This window comes from Pseudomonas sp. P20 (genome assembly GCF_016463925.1).
In the GTDB taxonomy this organism is placed as follows: domain Bacteria; phylum Pseudomonadota; class Gammaproteobacteria; order Pseudomonadales; family Pseudomonadaceae; genus Pseudomonas; species Pseudomonas aeruginosa.
Genome location: NZ_JAEMVM010000018.1, coordinates 75,023 through 93,808 on the forward strand (window position 1 = coordinate 75,023; position 18,786 = coordinate 93,808).

Annotated in this window: 15 protein-coding genes; 9 read left to right on the top strand and 6 right to left on the bottom strand. The window is 66.3% G+C overall.

Annotated features, from left to right (window positions below; translation table 11 throughout):
- Window positions 1–2,010, bottom strand: a complete 2,010-nt coding sequence (gene rep / locus JHD77_RS22630) for a DNA helicase Rep (RefSeq protein ID WP_003110454.1) — start codon at window positions 2,008–2,010, stop codon at window positions 1–3.
- 187 nt (window positions 2,011–2,197) lie between these two features.
- Here rep and JHD77_RS22635 point away from each other — a divergent pair, with 187 nt between their 5' ends.
- Entirely contained in the window at window positions 2,198–3,874 is a 1,677-nt protein-coding gene (locus tag JHD77_RS22635; RefSeq protein WP_031756745.1) for a putative bifunctional diguanylate cyclase/phosphodiesterase, read from the top strand.
- Here JHD77_RS22635 and JHD77_RS22640 read toward each other — a convergent pair.
- Window positions 3,786–5,252, bottom strand: coding sequence for a NorM family multidrug efflux MATE transporter (locus JHD77_RS22640; RefSeq protein WP_016254044.1), 1,467 nt, complete (start codon window positions 5,250–5,252; stop codon window positions 3,786–3,788). The two genes, JHD77_RS22635 and JHD77_RS22640, sit on opposite strands and share 89 nt — an antisense overlap.
- A gap of 148 nt (window positions 5,253–5,400) precedes the next feature.
- Here JHD77_RS22640 and JHD77_RS22645 point away from each other — a divergent pair, with 148 nt between their 5' ends.
- Together JHD77_RS22645 and pchP are read left to right on the top strand one after the other, a co-directional pair.
- Window positions 5,401–6,318 (top strand): LysR substrate-binding domain-containing protein, encoded by a 918-nt coding sequence (locus JHD77_RS22645; protein ID WP_003098255.1) that lies wholly within the window; start codon window positions 5,401–5,403, stop codon window positions 6,316–6,318.
- Between the two features lie 150 nt (window positions 6,319–6,468).
- A complete protein-coding gene (pchP, locus tag JHD77_RS22650; protein WP_003110458.1) occupies window positions 6,469–7,518 on the top strand; it encodes a phosphorylcholine phosphatase in 1,050 nt (349 codons plus the stop codon).
- A gap of 42 nt (window positions 7,519–7,560) precedes the next feature.
- Here the strand turns inward: pchP and betT are convergent, their stop codons facing one another.
- The 3 genes from betT to JHD77_RS22665 form a co-directional block, all read right to left on the bottom strand.
- Window positions 7,561–9,546: a choline BCCT transporter BetT gene (betT, locus tag JHD77_RS22655; RefSeq protein WP_003096496.1), complete on the bottom strand. Its 1,986-nt coding sequence runs from the start codon at window positions 9,544–9,546 to the stop codon at window positions 7,561–7,563.
- Between the two features lie 124 nt (window positions 9,547–9,670).
- Window positions 9,671–11,164, bottom strand: a complete 1,494-nt coding sequence (locus JHD77_RS22660; RefSeq protein WP_003098248.1) for a YifB family Mg chelatase-like AAA ATPase — start codon at window positions 11,162–11,164, stop codon at window positions 9,671–9,673.
- 40 nt (window positions 11,165–11,204) lie between these two features.
- A complete protein-coding gene (locus tag JHD77_RS22665) occupies window positions 11,205–11,465 on the bottom strand; it encodes an accessory factor UbiK family protein (protein ID WP_003096478.1) in 261 nt (86 codons plus the stop codon).
- Between the two features lie 439 nt (window positions 11,466–11,904).
- On the opposite strand from JHD77_RS22665, the gene glnK reads away from it, so the two are divergent.
- The 5 genes from glnK to JHD77_RS22690 all read left to right on the top strand — a co-directional run bounded on the left by glnK (window position 11,905) and on the right by JHD77_RS22690 (window position 16,030).
- The gene (gene glnK, locus JHD77_RS22670) at window positions 11,905–12,243 is read left to right on the top strand and encodes a P-II family nitrogen regulator (protein WP_003096476.1); all 339 of its coding nucleotides are present in this window, start codon (window positions 11,905–11,907) and stop codon (window positions 12,241–12,243) included.
- A 39-nt stretch (window positions 12,244–12,282) separates the two neighbouring features.
- On the top strand, window positions 12,283–13,611 hold the full coding sequence (locus tag JHD77_RS22675) for an ammonium transporter (RefSeq protein ID WP_003109815.1): 1,329 nt from the start codon (window positions 12,283–12,285) through the stop codon (window positions 13,609–13,611).
- Window positions 13,612–13,871: 260 nt separating this feature from the next.
- Entirely contained in the window at window positions 13,872–14,297 is a 426-nt protein-coding gene (locus tag JHD77_RS22680) for a secondary thiamine-phosphate synthase enzyme YjbQ (RefSeq protein ID WP_003096441.1), read from the top strand.
- A gap of 77 nt (window positions 14,298–14,374) precedes the next feature.
- A complete protein-coding gene (gene sutA / locus JHD77_RS22685) occupies window positions 14,375–14,692 on the top strand; it encodes a transcriptional regulator SutA (protein ID WP_003098240.1) in 318 nt (105 codons plus the stop codon).
- 423 nt (window positions 14,693–15,115) lie between these two features.
- A complete protein-coding gene (locus JHD77_RS22690; protein WP_003114348.1) occupies window positions 15,116–16,030 on the top strand; it encodes a fimbrial protein in 915 nt (304 codons plus the stop codon).
- Between the two features lie 24 nt (window positions 16,031–16,054).
- Here JHD77_RS22690 and JHD77_RS22695 read toward each other — a convergent pair whose 3' ends face one another.
- Entirely contained in the window at window positions 16,055–17,431 is a 1,377-nt protein-coding gene (locus tag JHD77_RS22695) for an aminotransferase-like domain-containing protein (RefSeq protein WP_003098233.1), read from the bottom strand.
- 162 nt (window positions 17,432–17,593) lie between these two features.
- On the opposite strand from JHD77_RS22695, the gene JHD77_RS22700 reads away from it, so the two are divergent.
- On the top strand, window positions 17,594–18,763 hold the full coding sequence (locus JHD77_RS22700) for an MFS transporter (RefSeq protein WP_003118057.1): 1,170 nt from the start codon (window positions 17,594–17,596) through the stop codon (window positions 18,761–18,763).
- Window positions 18,764–18,786: the final 23 nt, after the last annotated feature.

The following is an 18,786-nucleotide window of genomic DNA, read 5'->3' on the forward strand; positions in this document are numbered from 1 at the left end:
TCAGCGCTTGAGCATGGCGCGGATGTCGGCGAGGGCGGCGTTGCCCTTGGCCGCCTTGACCTCTTGCGGGGCGTCTTCCATGCCTTCCCATTCGAGGTCTTCGGGGGGCAGTTCGTCGAGGAAGCGGCTCGGCGAGCAGTCGATGATCTCGCCGTATTGCTTGCGCTTGGCGGCGAAGGTCATCGCCAGGTTCTGCCGCGCGCGGGTGATGCCGACGTAGGCCAGGCGGCGCTCCTCTTCCACCGTGTCGGCCTCGATGCTGGAACGGTGGGGCAGGATCTCTTCCTCCATGCCCATGATGAACACGTAGGGGAACTCCAGCCCCTTCGACGCGTGCAGGGTCATCATCTGCACGCCTTCGGCGCCTTCCTCTTCTTCCTGCTGGCGCTCCAGCATGTCGCGCAGGACCAGCTTGGCGATGGCCTGCTCGATGGTCATGTCGCCTTCCTCGTCGCGCTCGAGGGTGTTCTTCAGTGCCTCGATGAGGAACCAGACGTTGCTCATGCGGAATTCGGCGACCTTGTCGCTGGAGGCGTTCTGCCGCAGCCAGTTCTCGTAGTCGATGTCCATCACCATGCTGCGCAGCACGGCGATCGGCTCGTTCTCCGCGCACTGTCGGCGGATACCGTCCATCCAGCGCTTGAAGCGTTGCAGGCGTTCGTGGAAACGGCTGTCGAGGTGCTCGGCCAGGCCCATCTCGTCGCAGGCGGCGTACATCGAGATCTTGCGCTGGGTGGCGTAGTTGCCGAGCTTCTCCAGGGTCGCCGAACCGATTTCCCGGCGCGGCACGTTGATCACCCTGAGGAAGGCGTTGTCGTCGTCGGGGTTCACCAGCAGGCGGAAGTAGGACATCAGGTCCTTCACTTCCTGGCGCCCGAAGAAGCTGGTGCCGCCAGAGAGCCGATAGGGAATCTGGTGGTGCTGGAGCTTCAGCTCCATCAGCTTGGCCTGGTGGTTGCCACGGTAGAGGATGGCGAACTCGCTGTACGGCCGCTCGGTGCGCAGGTGCAGGGTGAGGATTTCCATGGCGATGCGCTCGGCCTCGGCGTCCTCGTTGCGGCAGCGGATCACCCGGATCGGATCGCCGTGGCCCATCTCGCTCCACAACTGCTTCTCGAATACGTGCGGGTTGTTGGCGATGAGGACGTTCGCGCACTTGAGGATGCGGCTGGTGGAGCGGTAGTTCTGCTCCAGCATCACCACCTTCAGCGAAGGGAAGTCTTCCTTCAGCTGCATCAGGTTTTCCGGACGCGCGCCGCGCCAGGCGTAGATCGACTGATCGTCGTCGCCGACCACGGTGAACTGGGCGCGGTCCTTCACCAGCAGCTTGACCAGCAGGTACTGGCTGGCGTTGGTGTCCTGGTACTCGTCCACCAGCATGTAGCGCACCTTGTTCTGCCACTTCTGGAGGACGTCCGGATGTTCCTGGAACAGCTTCACCGGTTGCAGGATCAGGTCGTCGAAGTCCACCGCGTTGTAGGCGCGCAGGGTGCGCTGGTAATGCAGGTAGACGATCGCGGCGGTCTGCTCCTTGGGGTTGCGGGCCTTTTCCAGCGCCTCCTCCGGAAGGATCAGGTCGTTCTTCCAGGCGCCGATGTAGTTCTTGATCTCGTCGACGCCGTCGTCCCCGGAATACTCCTTCTGCATGATGTCGGTCAGCAGCGCCTTGATGTCCGACTCGTCGAAGATCGAGAAACCGGGCTTGTAGCCGAGCCGTTCGTGTTCCTTGCGGATGATGTTCAGGCCGAGGTTGTGGAAGGTCGAGACGGTCAGGCCCTTGCCCTCGCCGCCGCGCAGCAGGGTGCCGACGCGCTCCTTCATCTCCCGCGCGGCCTTGTTGGTGAAGGTCACGGCGACGATGTACTGGGCGCGGATACCGCACTGCTGGACGAGATAGGCGATCTTGCGGGTGATCACGCTGGTCTTGCCGGAGCCGGCGCCAGCCAGGACCAGCAGGGGACCGCCGACGTAGTTCACGGCTTCTTGCTGCCGGGGATTGAGTCGGGACATAGGAACAGGCCGGAAGAGAGGGTTGAAGCGGGGACGTATTCTAACAGGCTGGCTGGCATCCGCGAGAATTAGCGTGCAAGCTGTGACCGATCCCGAGATCGTTCACGCCATTTTGCTGTAGATTCCCTACCGCATTAGGATGATGCCGTTCGTTCTTTACGAAGATTCTTAAAACTTTGGAGGTTGCTTGTCAGCGCCCGCAGAACCCTTGCGCCTGCTCCTTCTGGCGGATACGCCGGACTGGGCGCCACTGCTAGGTGAACGCCTGAGAGCGCTGGGGCCTGCCTTTTCGCTGAGCATCGTCACCACCTGGGAGGGCGCGGCCACCCTGTTCGCCGCCGAGCCCCGGGGGCTGCTCCTGGCCACGCCGGCCTGCCTGCCGCTGGGGACTCCCTGTCCCTGGCCGGTGATCCTGCTGTTGCAGCAGGAGCCGGCGCAGACGCCGGTTGGGGTGGTCGACTGGCTGGCCGCCGAACAGCTCTCCGAGGACAGCCTGCGCCGCTGCCTGCGCTACGCGCGCGAGCGCCTGGGTTTGCAGGCGACCCTGCAACTGCTCGCCGAGCAGGATCCGCTGACCGGCATCGCCAACCGCCAGGGCTTCCAGACCCTGCTCGCGGCGCGCCTCAGCGAATTCGACGGGCGTGGCCTGGTGCTCGGCCACCTCGACCTGGACAACTTCCGTCACGTCAACGATTCCCTCGGCCACCAGGGCGGCGACCGCCTGATCCTGCAGGTGGTCAACCGCCTGCGCGGCTTCATGGAGAACGGCGACAGCCTGGCGCGCCTGGGCAGCGACGAGTTCGCCCTGCTGCTGGACACCCGTCGCGATCCGCAACGCGCCGAGCGGGTCGCCGAACGCATCGTCGAATGCCTCGGCGAGCCCTACTGGATCGATGGCGAGAGCCTGTTGCTGGGTTGCAGCCTGGGACTCGCCCACGCCCGTGCCGACGAAGGCGCCGACCCGCTGATGTGGCATGCGCACATCGCCATGCAGCAGGCCAAGAGCCGCCAGGGTTGCACCTTCCATGTCTTCGACGAACGCATCAACCGTGGCGTGCGCAGCCTCGCCGACCTCGAAGCCGAACTGCGCCGGGCGCTGCGTCGCGACGAGCTGGAGCTGCACTACCAGCCGCGACTGTGCCTGGACAGCGGGCGCATCGTCGGCCTGGAGGCGCTGGTGCGCTGGCGCCACGGCGAGCGGGGCCTGCTCACGCCCAGCGAGTTCGTCCCGCTGGCCGAGGAGAGCGGGCTGATCGTGCCGCTCGGCTACTGGGTCATCGCCCGCGCCCTGCGCGACATGCAGTGGCTCAACGGGCGCGGCCTGGAGCCGTTGCACATGGCGGTGAACCTGTCGTTCCGCCAGTTCCAGGACAGCCAGTTGCTGCCGACCCTGCAACGGTTGATCGAAGAGCACGGCGTCGACGCGCGCTGGCTCGAGTTCGAACTGACCGAGACCGCCGTGATGCGGCGCAGCGACCAGGTGCTGCAGACCATGCAGGCGCTCGGCCAACTGGGCGTGCGCTTTTCGCTGGACGACTTCGGCACCGGTTTCTCGTCCTTCGTCCACCTCAATAGCCTGCCGATCACCCTGTTGAAGATCGACCGCAGCTTCGTCGGCGGCATGGACCAGCGGGCGGAAAACTTCCAACTGGTGCGGGCGATGATCAACCTGGCGCACAACCTCAACCTGGAAGTGGTTGCCGAAGGCGTGGAGACCCTGCGCCAGCAGGAGCAGTTGCGCGATTTCGGTTGCGACCAGGTGCAAGGCTACTGGATCAGTCCGCCGCTGCCGTTGGCGGAACTGGCGCGTTTCCTGGGCATCGGCGAGCGCTCGGCGCACCGCGGCCAGCCGCTCGGCAATTGAGCGCCGACGCCTCGCTGGCCGTGGCTTTCGGCAGCAACCGCGCGGTCTTCCACTCGAAGGCCAGGGTCAGGCCGATGGCCGCGCAGGCCAGGCCGCCGGCCAGCCCCCACCAGACGCCCGCGGCGCCCCAGCCGGCCGCGAACGCCAGCAGGCAGGCCAGCGGCACGCCGACCAGCCAGTAGCAGGCCAGGCCGACCAGGAAGGTGGTGCGGGCGTCCTTGAGACCGCGGATCGCGCCCATGGCGACGTTCTGGGTGCCGTCGAACAGCTCGAACCAGGCGGCGATCGCCAGCAGCGAGACGGCCATCGCGGCCACCTCCCGGTTGGCCGGGGCGTCGCGGTCGAGGAACAGGCCGATGATGGCCTCCGGCATCCACCAGAAGAGCCCGGCGAAGAGCAGCATGCACAGCGCGCCGAAGCCGATGCCGACACGCCCGGCGCGGCGTGCTTCGAGCAGGCGGCCGGCGCCGAAATGCTGGCCGATGCGGTAGGTGGTGGCGTACGACAACCCCACCGGCACCATGAACGCCACGTATACCGCCTGGATGGCGATCTGGTGCGCGGCCAGGGCGTGATCGCCGATGATGCCCATGCACAGGGTGGCGACCGTGAACATCCCCGACTCCACCGCGTAGGTGCCACCGATGGGCAGCCCCAGGCGCAGTATCTCCTCGACCATCGCCCGCTGCGGCCGTCCCAGTCCGCGCAGCAGCGAGTACTCGGTATAGGCCGGCTGCAGGCGGATATACAGGGCCAGCAGCAGCGGCATGCAGTTCATGACGAGGGCGGTGACCAGGCCGATACCGGCCAGGCCCAGGCGCGGCAGGCCGAACAGGCCTTCTATGAAGGAATAGTTGAGAGCCAGGTTGGCCAGCGCGCCGAGCACGCTGATCGCCATCACCGGGCCGGCGCGGTCGATGGCGCTGGTGAAGCCGCGCAGGACCATGAAGGCCATGTAGCCGGGCAGGGCGAATGTCAGGCTGTGGAGGAACTGCATGGCGCCGTCCACCGTCTGCGGCGCCTGGCCGAAGACCAGGAGCAGCGGCCGCAGGTTCCATAGCAGCAGGCCGGCGGCCAGGGCCAGCGCGGCGCCGACCCAGAGTCCGGAGCGAGCGGCCGCGGCGGCGCCAGCGGCGTCGTCGCAGCCGTGACGGATCGCCACCAGGTTGCCGACCGCTGCCACCACGCCGACACAGAACGTCGAGACGAAGGCGTAGCTGACCGCGCCCAGGCCGCCGGCGGCCAGCGCGTCGGGGCCGAGCTTGCCCATCATCACGGTGTCGGTGAAGACCATGGCGACATAGGCCAGCTGGGCGGCGATCAACGGGCCCGCCAGGCGCAGGATGGCTTTGAGTTCGACGAGGGATGGCGAGGACATGGATGAGTAAGGCTCAGGAGGAGATGGTTGCCGCGATGGCCTGTCGGCGTTGAGAATGCGGCTATTCTCGGTGCGACTGGCATGGCTCCACAAAAGGAAAAACAAGATGCCAGGCATGAGTAAAAGTCATGAAAGAGGTAATTCCCCAATGACCCGTCGCCTGCCCCCGCTGTATGCCCTGCGCGCCTTCGAGGCTGCCGCCCGGCACGCCTCTTTCACCCGCGCCGGCGAGGAACTGGCGATAACCCAGAGCGCGGTGAGCCGGCACATCCGTACCCTGGAGGAGCACTTCGGTTGTCGTCTGTTCGAGCGCCATGGCCGCCAGTTGCAGCTGACCGAGCCGGCACGCCTGCTGCTGCCCGGGCTGCGCGACGGCTTCGATGCGCTGGAACGGGCCTGCACCGCCCTGCGTGTGGACGACGCCACCCTGCGCCTGAAGGCGCCTTCCACCCTTACCCTGCGCTGGCTGCTACCGCGCCTGAGCCGCTTCCGCCACCTGAACCCGGATATCGAGGTGCAGCTCACCAGTGCCTGGATGGATGTGGACTCGGTGGACTTCCAGCGCGAGCCTTTCGACTGCGCGGTGTTGCTGGGCAGCGGCCAGTTCAGCCCGGAATGGGAAACGGCAGCGCTGTTCGCCGAATGGCTGGTGCCGGTCTGCGATCCCGACGAGGCCGTGGAGCCCTGGACCCTCCAACGCCTGCGTGACAGCGAGTTGCTGCACCCCACGCCGGATCGTCGCGACTGGCGACGCTGGCTGCAACGGACCGGGCTGGGGGAGGAGGTGTCGCTCAAGGGCGGCCAGGTGTTCGACACGCTGGAACTGGGCATCGTCGCCGCCGCGCGAGGCTATGGCGTGTCCATCGGCGACCTGGTGATGGTCGCCGAGGATGTCGCCCAGGGCCGCATCGGCCTGCCCTGGCCGGTGGCGGTGGCCAGCGGCGAAAGCTATCACCTGGTCTGGCCTCGTGCCCGCAGGGGACAGGAACGCTTCCAGCGATTGCGCGACTTCCTCCTCGCGGAGGTGGCGGCGATGCGTCTGCCCGTCGTCGAGCGGCTGGCGTGACGCCGCCGGACAACTCCTGGCGCTGACGCGACGTTACAGGTCGCTGCCGTCGCTGGGCCGGGCGCAGGGTTTGCGCTAGGGTCGTTGGTCGTTGCCTGTCGGGAGCGGCAGGGGACGGAGCTTCCTTCCAACCGCCCAAAGGAACCCGCCATGACCTTCGCCAAAGGAATACTCGCCGCGCTGGCGCTCGCCGCCGCAGTCGGCCAGGCCAGCGCCACCGAACTCGAGCACTGGCCGGCCCCCGCCGCCAGGCAACTGAATGCACTGATCGAGGCCAACGCGAACAAGGGCGCCTATGCCGTGTTCGACATGGACAACACCAGCTATCGCTACGACCTGGAAGAATCGCTGCTGCCCTATCTGGAAATGAAGGGCGTGCTGACCCGCGACAGGCTCGACCCTTCGCTGAAACTGATCCCGTTCAAGGACCAGGCCGGGCACAAGGAGAGCCTGTTCAGCTACTACTACCGGCTTTGCGAGATCGACGACATGGTCTGCTATCCCTGGGTCGCCCAGGTGTTCTCAGGCTTCACCCTCAGGGAACTGAAGGGCTATGTCGACGAACTGATGGCCTACGGCAAGCCGATCCCCGCCACCTATTACGACGGCGACAAGCTCGCCACGCTCGACGTCGAGCCGCCGCGCGTGTTCAGCGGCCAGCGCGAGCTGTACAACAAGCTGATGGAAAACGGCATCGAGGTCTACGTGATCAGCGCGGCCCATGAGGAACTGGTGCGGATGGTCGCGGCGGACCCCAGGTATGGCTACAACGCCAAGCCGGAGAACGTCATCGGCGTCACCACCCTGCTGAAGAACCGCAAGACCGGCGAGCTGACCACTGCGCGCAAGCAGATCGCCGAGGGCAAGTACGATCCCAAGGCCAACCTCGACCTGGAGGTGACCCCCTACCTGTGGACCCCGGCGACCTGGATGGCCGGCAAGCAGGCTGCGATCCTCACCTACATCGACCGTTGGAAGCGGCCGATCCTGGTCGCCGGCGATACCCCGGACAGCGACGGTTACATGCTGTTCAACGGCACCGCGGAAAACGGCGTGCACCTGTGGGTCAACCGCAAGGCCAAGTACATGGAGCAGATCAACGGCATGATCAAGCAGCATTCCGCCGCACAGGCCAAGGCCGGCCTGCCGGTGACGGCGGACAGGAACTGGGTGATCGTCACTCCGGAGCAGATCCAGTAGGCGAAACGGCGAGGGGCCGGCATTGGCCGGCCCCCGCATCCCTCAGCGCACCACGTGCAGGAAGTGCATGTGCCGCTCGTACTGGTCGAGGATGTCGCCGATCACGCCGTCGCGGCTCCAGCCCATGATGTCGTAGTCCTGGCCGCCTTCCTGGAGATGGACCTCGGCGCGGAAATACTTGCGCGACTCGCTGCTGTCCTCGGTGTCGCGCATCACGAAGCTCGGCGTGGTGAAGGCGCGCGGACGCACCTCGTAGATGAAATCGACCTCGCCGCCGTGGCTGACTTCCAGCCGAACCCGGCCGTCCTCGCCGTCCTGCACCTGGACTTCGTAGCCCTGCTTGCGCAGTTCGGCGGCGACGTCCTCGCAGGCCGGTCGCGCCACATCGGTGATGAAGCGGTTGACGTGGCTGCGCCTTGGGAACATGGCGATGTTGCGCAGGCGGCGCTGCCAACCGTCGCCCTCGCTTGCGCCGCTGCGCGTGGTGGGGCGGGAGAAGGTCAGCGCCTGGTAGCGGATGCCGCGCTTGGTGGCATCCAGGTGCAGCGCCTTGAACAGGCCCCAGATCGACGCCAGGAGCACGATGGAGAATGGCAGCGCGCTGGCGATGGTCGCGGTTTGCAGCGCCTTGAGGCCATCGGCGAGGAGCAGGGCGATGGCCACCACGCCCATCAGCACCGACCAGAATATCCGCTGCCAGAGCGGCGAGTGGTCCTTGCCGCTGGAGGCTAGCATGTCCACCACCAGCGCGCCGGAGTCGGCCGAGGTGACGAAGAACACCACCACCATCAGCACCGCCACCAGCGAGATCACGCTGCCCAGCGGGAAGTGCTCGAGGAAGGCGAACAGCGCCACCGAACTGTCCTGGTTGACCACTTCGGCCAACTGGGTGAAGCCCTCCTGCAGGACCATGTGGATGGCGGTATCGCCGAACACCGTCATCCACAGCAGGGTGAAGCCGGCCGGGACGAACAGCACGCCGCAGACGAACTCGCGGATGGTGCGGCCGCGCGAGATACGGGCGATGAACAGGCCGACGAAGGGCGACCAGGACAGCCACCAGCCCCAGTACAGCAGGGTCCAGCCGCCGATCCAGTCGGTGGGCTCGTAGGCGTACAGGTTGAAGGTCTTGTTGACGATGTCGGACAGGTAGGCCCCGGTGTTCTGCACGTAGGTCTGCAGGAGAAACACGGTCGGCCCGAGGACCAGCACGAAGAGCAGCAGGATCACCGCCAGGCTCAGGTTCAGTTCGGACAGGATGCGGATGCCGCGGTCCAGTCCGCTGGCCACCGAGAGCGTGGCGAGGCCGCAGGTGGCGGCGATCAGGGCGATCTGCACGGTCTGGTTTACCGGCCAGCCGAACAGGTGGTGCAGGCCGCTGTTGATCTGCAGCACGCCGTAGCCGAGCGAAGTCGCCACGCCGAACACGGTGCCGATGATCGCGAAGATATCCACCGCGTGGCCGATGGGGCCGTAGATACGTTCGCCGATCAGCGGATACAGCGCCGAGCGCAGGGTCAGCGGCAGGCCGTGGCGATAGCTGAAGAAGGCCAGGATCAGCGCGACGATGGCGTAGATCGCCCAGGCATGCAGGCCCCAGTGGAAGAAGGTCAGCTTCATCGCTTCCTTCGCCGCCTGCACGGTGTTCGGCTCGCCCACCGGCGGGGTGGTGAAGTGCATCACCGGTTCGGCAACGCCGAAGAACATCAGGCCGATGCCCATGCCGGCGGAGAACAGCATGGCGAACCAGGTGGTGTTGCGGTAGTCGGGACGACTGTGGTCGGGGCCGAGCTTGATGTCGCCGTAGCGGCTGACGGCGAGGAACACCACGCTGATCAGGATCAGCGCCACGGCCAGTACGTAGAACCAGCTGGCGTTGGTGATGATCCATTGCTGGACGTGGTTGAACAGCGATTGCGCTTCTTCCTGGAGGAGGACGGTAAACAGCACCAGGGCCAGGATCAGGGCGGCGGAGGTATAGAAGACCGGAGGATTCAGGGTGCTCCGGGGGGTAGTGGGTGTCTCCATGTAAGCTAGCTCTCCTTGTGATCGGATTGCCCGCCGAAGGCGGAAGACGAAACAGCCTAACACATCGTGATAGCTAATTTGATTCGAAAAGCCTTAATCGATAGCTTTGCTGAATTATTACGCTTCACGTGGAGGTCATTGCCCGATACTGCAGGGCTTCCGCCAGGTGCCGGCGTTCGATGGCATCGATGCGCTCCAGGTCGGCCAGCGTCCGGGCCACCTTGAGTATGCGATGCAAGGCGCGCAAGGAAAGTTCCAGGCGCTCTCCGGCAGCCTCCAGCCAGCGGCGGTCCGCTTCGGCGAGTGCACAATTGCGGTGCATCGCCTGGAGATCGAGATGGGCATTGGCGCAGCCCTGGCGGGCCAGTTGCCGTTGCCGTGCGGCGCCCACCCGTTCGCTGACCTCGGCGGTAGCGGTTTCGCCGTGTCCTGGCTGCAGGCTGGTGCTTTCGCGGAGCACGCTGACGTGCAGGTCGATGCGATCGAGCAGCGGTCCGGACAGCTTGCCCCGGTAGCGCTGGACCTGTTCCGGGGTGCAGCGGCAGCGGCCACTGGGATCGCCGAGGTAGCCACAGGGACAGGGATTCATCGCCGCCACCAGTTGGAAGCGCGCCGGGAAACGTACCCGGCCGTTGGCCCGGGCAATGACGATCTCGCCGCTTTCCAGCGGCTCGCGCAGGACCTCCAGGACCTTGCGCTCGAACTCCGGCAGTTCGTCGAGGAACAGCACGCCCTGGTGCGCCAGGGTGATCTCGCCCGGCTGCGGGCGGCTGCCGCCGCCGACCAGGGCCGGCGCGGAGGCGGAGTGGTGCGGCTGGCGGAACGGTCGCTGCGGCCAGTGCCTGAGGGGGACGTGGCTGGCCACCGAATGGATCGCCGCGACCTCCAGGGCTTCGTCCTCGTCGAGCGCCGGCAGCAGGCCGGGCAGGCGGCTGGCCAGGAGGGTCTTGCCGGTGCCCGGCGGGCCGCTGAGCAACAGGTTGTGCGCGCCGGCGGCGGCCACCAGCAGGGCGCGCTTGGCGGCGGCCTGGCCCTGGACCTCGGCCAGGTCTGGATAAGGGAAGGGCGCGCGGAGCAGGCCGCGGGCCTGGTAGGGCGGCAGCGGGGCCTGGCCGGAGAGGTGTCCGGCGATCTCCAGCAGGTGGTCCACGGCGAACACCGTCAGCCCGCTGGCCAGGCTGGCCTCTTCGGCATTTTCCTTCGGTACCACCAGAACGCGCCTTGCGTCGCGCGCCGCCAGCGCGGCCGGCAATACGCCTCGCACTGGCCGGATCGCCCCGGACAGGGCCAGTTCGCCGAGGCACTCCAGGCCGTCGAGGGCGGTGCCGGGCAACTGGCCGCTGGCGGCGAGGATGCCGAGTGCGATGGCCAGGTCGAAGCGACCGCCGTCCTTGGGTAGGTCGGCGGGGGCGAGGTTGAGGGTGATGCGCCGCGCGGGGAAGTCGAAACCGGCATTGAGCAGGGCGCTGCGCACGCGGTCCTTGCTCTCGCGCACCGCGGTTTCCGGCAGGCCGACCAGGGTCAGCGAAGGCAGGCCGTTGGCCAGGTGCGCCTCGACGCTGACGCAGGGGGCTTCGACGCCGACCTGGGCTCGGCTGTGGACAATCGCCAGGGACATGGATCGCTCCTTGATCTCACGCCGCTCGCAGGGGGGAGGATCAGTCGGCGGGCGGCGTCAGCTTGCTTTCGAGTTCCGCCACCTTGGCCTCCAGGGCTTCCAGCCGTGCGCGGGTGCGGGCGAGGACCAGCATCTGGCTGTCGAATTCCTCGCGGCTGACCAGGTCGAGCTTGCTGAAAGCGCTCTGCATCAGGGCGCGGAACTGCGACTCCAGCTCGGCCTTGGGCAACGGCGATTCGCCGGCGAACAGGCGGCTGGCTTGTTGGCTGAGGGCTTCGAAGACGGCTTTGGGCGGCAGCATGGCGAGGGTTCCGGTAACGAGTGGGCGGCAGTCTAGCACGATGTCGGCGGCGCTCGCGGGAGGGCCATTGCACACTTTTTGCGCAACTGTCGGAGCGCGTCTGCGCCTATTTGGTGCGCCGCCCGGAGGCCGGCGTTCCGCACTATCCCCGGGTTGGCGGCTAAGGGCTTGAAATCCGGCGGATTTGCCGGAGCTGGCAAGCTTTCTGCTTTGGCCGGTGTGAGGCGTGCACTGAAGCAGTACCGGTGCGGCAGATGAGGCGGTTGCGGGAGGCCGGCAGGTTGCGGCATCGAACGGCCGCAGCAGGGCCAGGTCGGGGCGGAGGGTCCCGATCATGCTTCCCAGAGGGACCGGCGCGTTACAAAGCCAGACACTGCGCTTAGACTGTCCTCGGGTTCGTTTTCCTGGGGCGAGTCCACCAAACACGGGAGAGAGTTTCATGAAGCTAGTCACTGCCATCATCAAGCCGTTCAAGTTGGACGACGTCCGCGAGTCGTTGTCCGAGATCGGTGTGCAGGGCATCACGGTGACCGAGGTCAAGGGTTTCGGCCGGCAAAAGGGCCACACCGAGCTGTATCGCGGCGCCGAGTACGTCGTCGACTTCCTGCCCAAGGTGAAGATCGACGTGGCGATCGCCGACGACCAGCTGGACCGCGTCATCGAGGCGATCACCAAGGCGGCCAATACCGGCAAGATCGGTGACGGCAAGATCTTCGTGGTGAACCTGGAACAGGCCATCCGCATCCGTACCGGCGAAACCGATACCGACGCGATCTAAGCCCAACCGAACCCCCAAAAGCCCCAGGAGAATACCAACATGACTCTGCGTAAGATCGCAGGGCTAGGAGCCCTATTGTCCCTCGCTTTGCCGGGCGTCGCCCTGGCCGCCGAGGAGCCCGTCCTGAACAGCGGCGACACCGCCTGGATGCTGATCTCCACTGCGCTCGTCCTGCTCATGACCATCCCCGGCCTGGCGCTGTTCTACGGCGGCATGGTGCGAGCGAAGAACGTGCTGTCGATCATGATGCAGTGCTTCGCCATCACCGGCCTGATCACCATTCTCTGGGTGGTCTATGGCTACAGCCTGGCGTTCGATACCGCCGGGATGGAGAAGGGCGTCCTCAACTTCAATTCCTTCGTCGGCGGACTGGACAAGGCCTTCCTCAGCGGTCTCACCGCCGACGGCCTGACTTCCGCCACCGCGCTGTTCCCGGAAAGCGTGTTCATCACCTTCCAGATGACCTTCGCGATCATCACTCCGGCGCTGATCGTCGGCGCCTTCGCCGAGCGCATGAAGTTCTCGGCGATGCTGATCTTCATGGCGGTCTGGTTCACCGTGGTCTACGCGCCGATCGCGCACATGGTCTGGAGCGGTGACGGCGCCCTGATGTGGGACTGGGGCGTGCTGGACTTCGCCGGCGGCACCGTGGTGCACATCAACGCCGGTATCGCCGGTCTGGTCGCCTGCCTGGTGCTGGGCAAGCGCAAGGGCTACCCGACCACGCCGATGGCGCCGCACAACCTCGGCTACACCTTGGTCGGGGCGGCCATGCTGTGGATCGGCTGGTTCGGTTTCAACGCCGGTTCCGCCGCCGCCGCCAACGGCACCGCCGGGATGGCCATGCTGGTGACCCAGATCGCCACCGCCGCCGCGGCCCTGGCCTGGATGTTCGCCGAGTGGATCACCCACGGCAAGCCGAGCGCCCTGGGCATCGCGTCCGGCGTGGTCGCCGGTCTGGTGGCCATCACCCCGGCCGCCGGCACCGCCGGTCCGATGGGCGCGCTGGTGATCGGCCTGGCCTCCGGGGTGATCTGTTTCTTCGCCGCCACCAGTCTCAAGCGCGCGCTGAAATACGACGATTCCCTCGACGCCTTCGGCGTACATGCGGTCGGCGGTATCGTCGGCGCGCTGCTCACCGGGATCTTCGCGGCGCCGTCGCTGGGCGGCTTCGGCAGCGTGGAGGACATCGGCGCGCAGTTCTTCGTGCAGTTCAAGGGCGTGGCCTTCACCGTGGTCTACACCGCCGTGGTGACCTTCGTGATCCTCAAGGTGCTGGACCTGGTCATGGGCCTGCGGGTCACCGAGGAAGAGGAAGCGGTCGGCCTCGACCTGGCGCTGCACAACGAGCGCGGCTACAACCTGTAATACCTGCCGGCGCCCGGCTTTCCGCCGGGCGTCGGTTTGCCTCCCGCGCTCGCCTTCGCCGAACGCCATGCCCTTGTGCGTCGAAAGTCCTGGGCGCTTCCCGCGACTGCCACCACCTTTCCGCAACCGGTCTTTCAGTGACTGCCAGCGGACTGCGCCACCATCAGCTTTCACAGGTCTGCCTCTTACGCTCTTTGCTTTTTCAAATGCCGCGCTAGAATGCGCGGCGCGACGGATCGGAGCCGATTTGGAACAGCAGCATGTGGCAGCAGACCCTGATCACCTTGCGCCCGCGTCCGCGGGGCTTTCACCTCGTCACCGAGGAGATACTCGACGCCTTGCCGGAGCTTCGGCGGTGCCGGGTCGGCCTGCTGCACCTGCTTTTGCAACATACGTCGGCTTCACTGACCCTGAATGAAAATGCCGATCCTGCCGTACGCCGGGATTTCGAGCGTTTTTTCGAGCGGCTGGCGCCACGCGGCGAAGTCGGCTATGAACACAACGACGAAGGTCCGGACGACCTTCCGGCGCATTTCAAGGCCAGCCTGCTGGGCTGCCAACTGACCCTGCCGATACAGTCGGGAGGGTTGGCACTGGGCACCTGGCAGGGGATCTATCTCGGTGAACACCGGGACAGGGGCGGGGCACGGCGCGTGCTCGCCACCTGGCAGGGCGAGTCAGTATGAATTTTTTCCGGCGGCGCTCATCAAAACGCGCGGCTGGGCTATAACTAACCTGCTTTTGCAGCACCGAGAGGTTGACCATGAGCGAAGAAGAACTGGAACAGGACGAGCTGGACGGCGCTGACGAGGACGACGGCGAAGAGCTGGCCGCGGCCGACGACGGCGAAGCGGACAGCGGCGACGGCGACGAGGCCCCCGCCCCCGGGAAGAAGGCGAAAGCCGCCGTGGTGGAAGAGGAGCTGCCCTCGGTCGAAGCCAAGCAGAAAGAGCGTGACGCCCTCGCCAAGGCGATGGAGGAGTTCCTTTCCCGCGGTGGAAAGGTGCAGGAGATCGAACCCAACGTGGTGGCCGATCCGCCGAAGAAGCCGGACAGCAAGTACGGCAGCCGCCCCATCTGATTTCGCGCCATCCCAAGGCCCGCCTCCCGCAAGGGATGGCGGGCCTTGTGCTATGGCGCCGGTCACTTTGACGGGCATCTCGCCCCGCCGCATCCCGGTTGGCGAGCCGATCTTTCGCCTGTTCAGGCACGGCTGGCGACGGGCCAAGGCCTTTTCCTTTCCGGTGGCAGCGCTACCGTTCCACATCGTCAACCGAAGCTGCTTGCCATCCAGGCGCTCCAAGCGGCGTCCGGGGTTGCCGGAGAGCGAGCTGTAGAGCTTGCTTAAGAATTTTCCTAGCGATTCTTAGGCGGATTCGCGGAGCCGTGTAGGTCCTGTCTTATGGCTCCTTTCCAGGTGTTCTGAAAAGATTAGCCACCCATCAAGTTCACTCCGGTTCCGGCGGATTTTCCCGGACATGCCGGACACATCGGTTGTCATCCCATGGAGTTCAAGACGTTCCGTCGAACCCTGCTGCTCGCGGCAGTCCTGTTCGTTCCCGCCGGCACCAGCATGGCTGCCAATCTGTACGCTTTCGGCGGCCGCGATATCGCCGTGCCCTCGATCCTTCCCGAGGGAAGTGTCATGTCGCGCTACACGTTCACTCCCATGCAACTGTGCGGCAAGCCCAGCTGCGATCTCATCGGCGTCTCTCTGTACAACAAGGGAAGTGTCTGGGACCCGGTCGATGGTCCGGACCTGAATACCAACGTGCCGGGCCTCTCGGTGCGCCTGCTGCTGGATGGCATACCGGCGAGCAGCCGTTTCAAGGGCACTTTCTCGCAAATCGCGGAGATCCAGTTGTTCCGCAACTCGACGCCGCTCTCCGACGGCCAGTTCGCGAGCGGAGCCTTCAACTCGTACTTCCTCATTACCTACAAGGACGGGCTTATCGCGTCTGGCACCTCCTCCATCAGGTTGACCGGGAGCGTCACCACGATCAATGCGACCTGCCAGGTCGCCGACCAGACCGTGAAGCTGCAGTCGATCGCTGCCGCCCGGCTGAACGGCGTCGGCACCTACGCGGCCGTTACCCCGTTCAATCTGGTAGTGGCCGGCTGTCCTCGCGGGTACAACCGCGTCGGCTACAGCCTTCAAGCGGTGGGGGGCGCGGTGGCCGAAGGCTCGGGTGTATTGCCGCGCCTGGCGGGCAGCACCGCGACCGGCGTATCGATCCGGGTCACCGACGAGGCCGGCGTGCCGCTACGGATGGGACTCTCGTTGCCGGTGACCGCGTACGACAAGAACACCGGCGGGGCTTACTGGATCCCGATGAAAGCGTCCTATGTGCAGACCGCCGAGAAAATCACGCCCGGCTCGGTCCTGGCCGCGATGGTGATCCTGCTCGACTACCAGTGAGGCAGGGGAGGGCAAGAGCGCGCCTCACCCGAACGCTTCGAAGAACGCCAGGGCCCGCGGGTCGCTGGCATAGGCGATGTTGATACGCAGCCAGTCGCTCTCCTCGCCTTCCGGGCTGAAGCCGCTGCCCGGCGACAGCAGCACGTCCAGGCGTGTCGCCACGGCCTGCAATTCGGCGAACGGGTAGTCGCCGATACGGGCCCAGACGAACATCCCGCCGACCGGTTCGGCGAACACCTCCCAGCCGTTGTCCCCAAGCACCCGCAGGGTCGCCGCCATCTGCCGGGTCAGGCGCTGGCGCAGGCGTTGCACCAGCTTGCGGTAACTGCCGTTGGCGAGCATGGTCGAGACCACGCATTCGGCGAAGCGCTGGCTGCCGATGCTGGTGTACATCTTCACATCCGCCAGGCGCCGGATCAGCTCGGGGCCGGCGATCAGGTAGCCGACCCGTAGCGAGCAACTGAGGGTCTTCGAAAAGCTCGCCAGGTAGATCACCCGGCGCAGCGAATCGAGGGTTGCCAGGCGGGTGCTGGGGCCGTTCTGGAAGTCGGCGTAGATGTCATCCTCGACGATGTGGAAATCATGCTGCTCGGCCAGTTGCAGCACGCGGTGGGCCACTGAGGGGCTGAGGCTGGTGCCGGTGGGGTTGTGGTACATGCTGTTGGTGAAAAGGAACTTCGGCTTGTGCGCGCGGAGGATCGTCTCCAGCGCGGCGGTGTCCGGGCCGTGGCGGGTGCGCGGCACGCCGAGCATCTTCACCCCGTGGAACTTCAGCAGGTTGAACAGGTTGTAGTAGCCGGGGTTCTCCACCACCACCACGTCGCCCGGCTTGAGCAGCGTGCGTACCAACAGGTCGAGGGCATGGCTGGCGCCGGTGGTGGTGAGGATCTGCTCCGGGTCGACATGGATATCGATCAGCCGCAGGCGTTTCTGGATGTGCTGGCGCAGCGCCGGCAGGCCCAGCGGAGTGCTGTAGTCGAACAGCCCGGCGAGTTCGCTGCGGGCGACCTGGCGGATCGCGTAGCTGAGTTCCTCGACTTCCCGCCAACTGTCCGGAATCCAGCCGCAGCCGAGCTTGAGTTTCGTCGAGCTGCCGCTGAACTGGCCCCATGCGTTTTCCGCGCCTTCGTGCCATTCGCTGTCGAGGTCGGTAGTGGCGGCGGGCGCCTCGGCGACGAAGAACCCCGAGCCGTGCCGCGATTCCAGCATCCCCAGGGCGACCAGGCGGTCGTAGGCCTCGATCACGCTGGACTGGCTGAGCTGGTTTTCCCTGGCCAACTGGCGTATCGACGGAATCCGCGTGCCGGCGCGGACGCGATTGCCGCGGATCCAGCCGCTGACCCCTGCGACGATCTGCTGCACCAGCGGCTCGCTGGCATTGCGGTCGATCCGGAGGTGCATGCCTGACTCACTGTTTGGTCTTTTGGGGCGAACAGTTAAGCACAAATCCGAACAGCTGTTACTTGTTCCGTAGCGCCGCCGCGCCGGATAGTCGACGCCTCTTCTCGCGGGCTAGCCAATGCCCACCGCTCTGCCGCGGCAGGCCCTTGAACGGAGAAACGCATGAGCAATACCCGTCGCCACGCCGCATGCCTGGCCTTCGGCCTGTGCCTGATCACCTTGGCGGTGAACCTCCAGGCGCCGCTGTACACCGCCTACGCGGAGCTTTCCGGCTACGGCGCGGCAGCTACCGCCAGCGCTTTCTCCGGCTATGTGCTCGGCGTACTGCCGGTGCTGCTGGTACTCGGCGGGTTGTCCGATCGGATCGGGCGCAAGCCGCCGATCGTCGTCGCGCTGCTGCTGTCGATGGTGGCCACCCTGGTGATGGCGCTCTGGCCGCGCCTGGAGGCGCTCGGCGTGGCGCGCCTGTTGCTCGGCGTCGGCACGGCCCTGGCATCGGCCACCGGGACGGCCTACATGAGCGAACTGATCGCGGGCGGGGATTCTCGCACCTCGGCCAACTGGGTGACCGCCAGCACCTCGCTCGGCTTCGGCCTCGGCGCGGCACTGACCAGTCTGTTCCTGCTGTTCCGGGAGAGCCTGGTGCCCGGCAGCTTCTGGGTCCAGCTGGGACTGGCCTGCGTGGCCCTGGCGGCGGTGGCGGGCCTGCCGGACGAGGCGCCGCGCGGGCGCGATACGCCGATGCTGCGGCTGCCGTTCTTTCCCGCCGGCAGCCTGCCGTACGGCCTCTCGATCCTGCTGGCATGGGCCACTGTGGGTCTGGTCATCGCGGTCCTGCCTTCGCTGCTGGCGGCCCACGGGCTGGCGCGCTGGTCGGGCTTCTCGACCTTCACCGTGATCAGCTGCGGCCTGCTGTTCCAGCCGCTGGCGCGGCGGATGGCGCCGGCCTCGGCGACCTGCCTGGGGCTGGTGATCCTGCCGCCGAGCTATGCCCTGCTGGCCTGGGGCGCGATCCACGGCTCACTGGCTGCGGTGCTGTTCGGTGCGCTGGGCGCGAGCAGTTCCTGCTACGGCTTCACCTACCTGGGCGGGCTGTCGGCGGTGAATGTCCTGGCCGGTGCGGAAAAGCCGCGGGCCAGCGCGGGCTACTTCCTGTTGGCCTACCTCGGCTTCAGCCTGCCGGTGATCTTCACCGGGTTGATCGCGGATCGCTTCGGTGCGTCGACGGCGTTGCTGCTTTTCGGCGTGTCGCTGACGTTGGCTGCCGTTGCGGTGGCGTTTTCCATCTTGCGCGGGGTCGGGCGCTTAAAGGCCAGCGCTTCGCGTGCCTAGGCGCTACCCGCGACCGGGGGCCC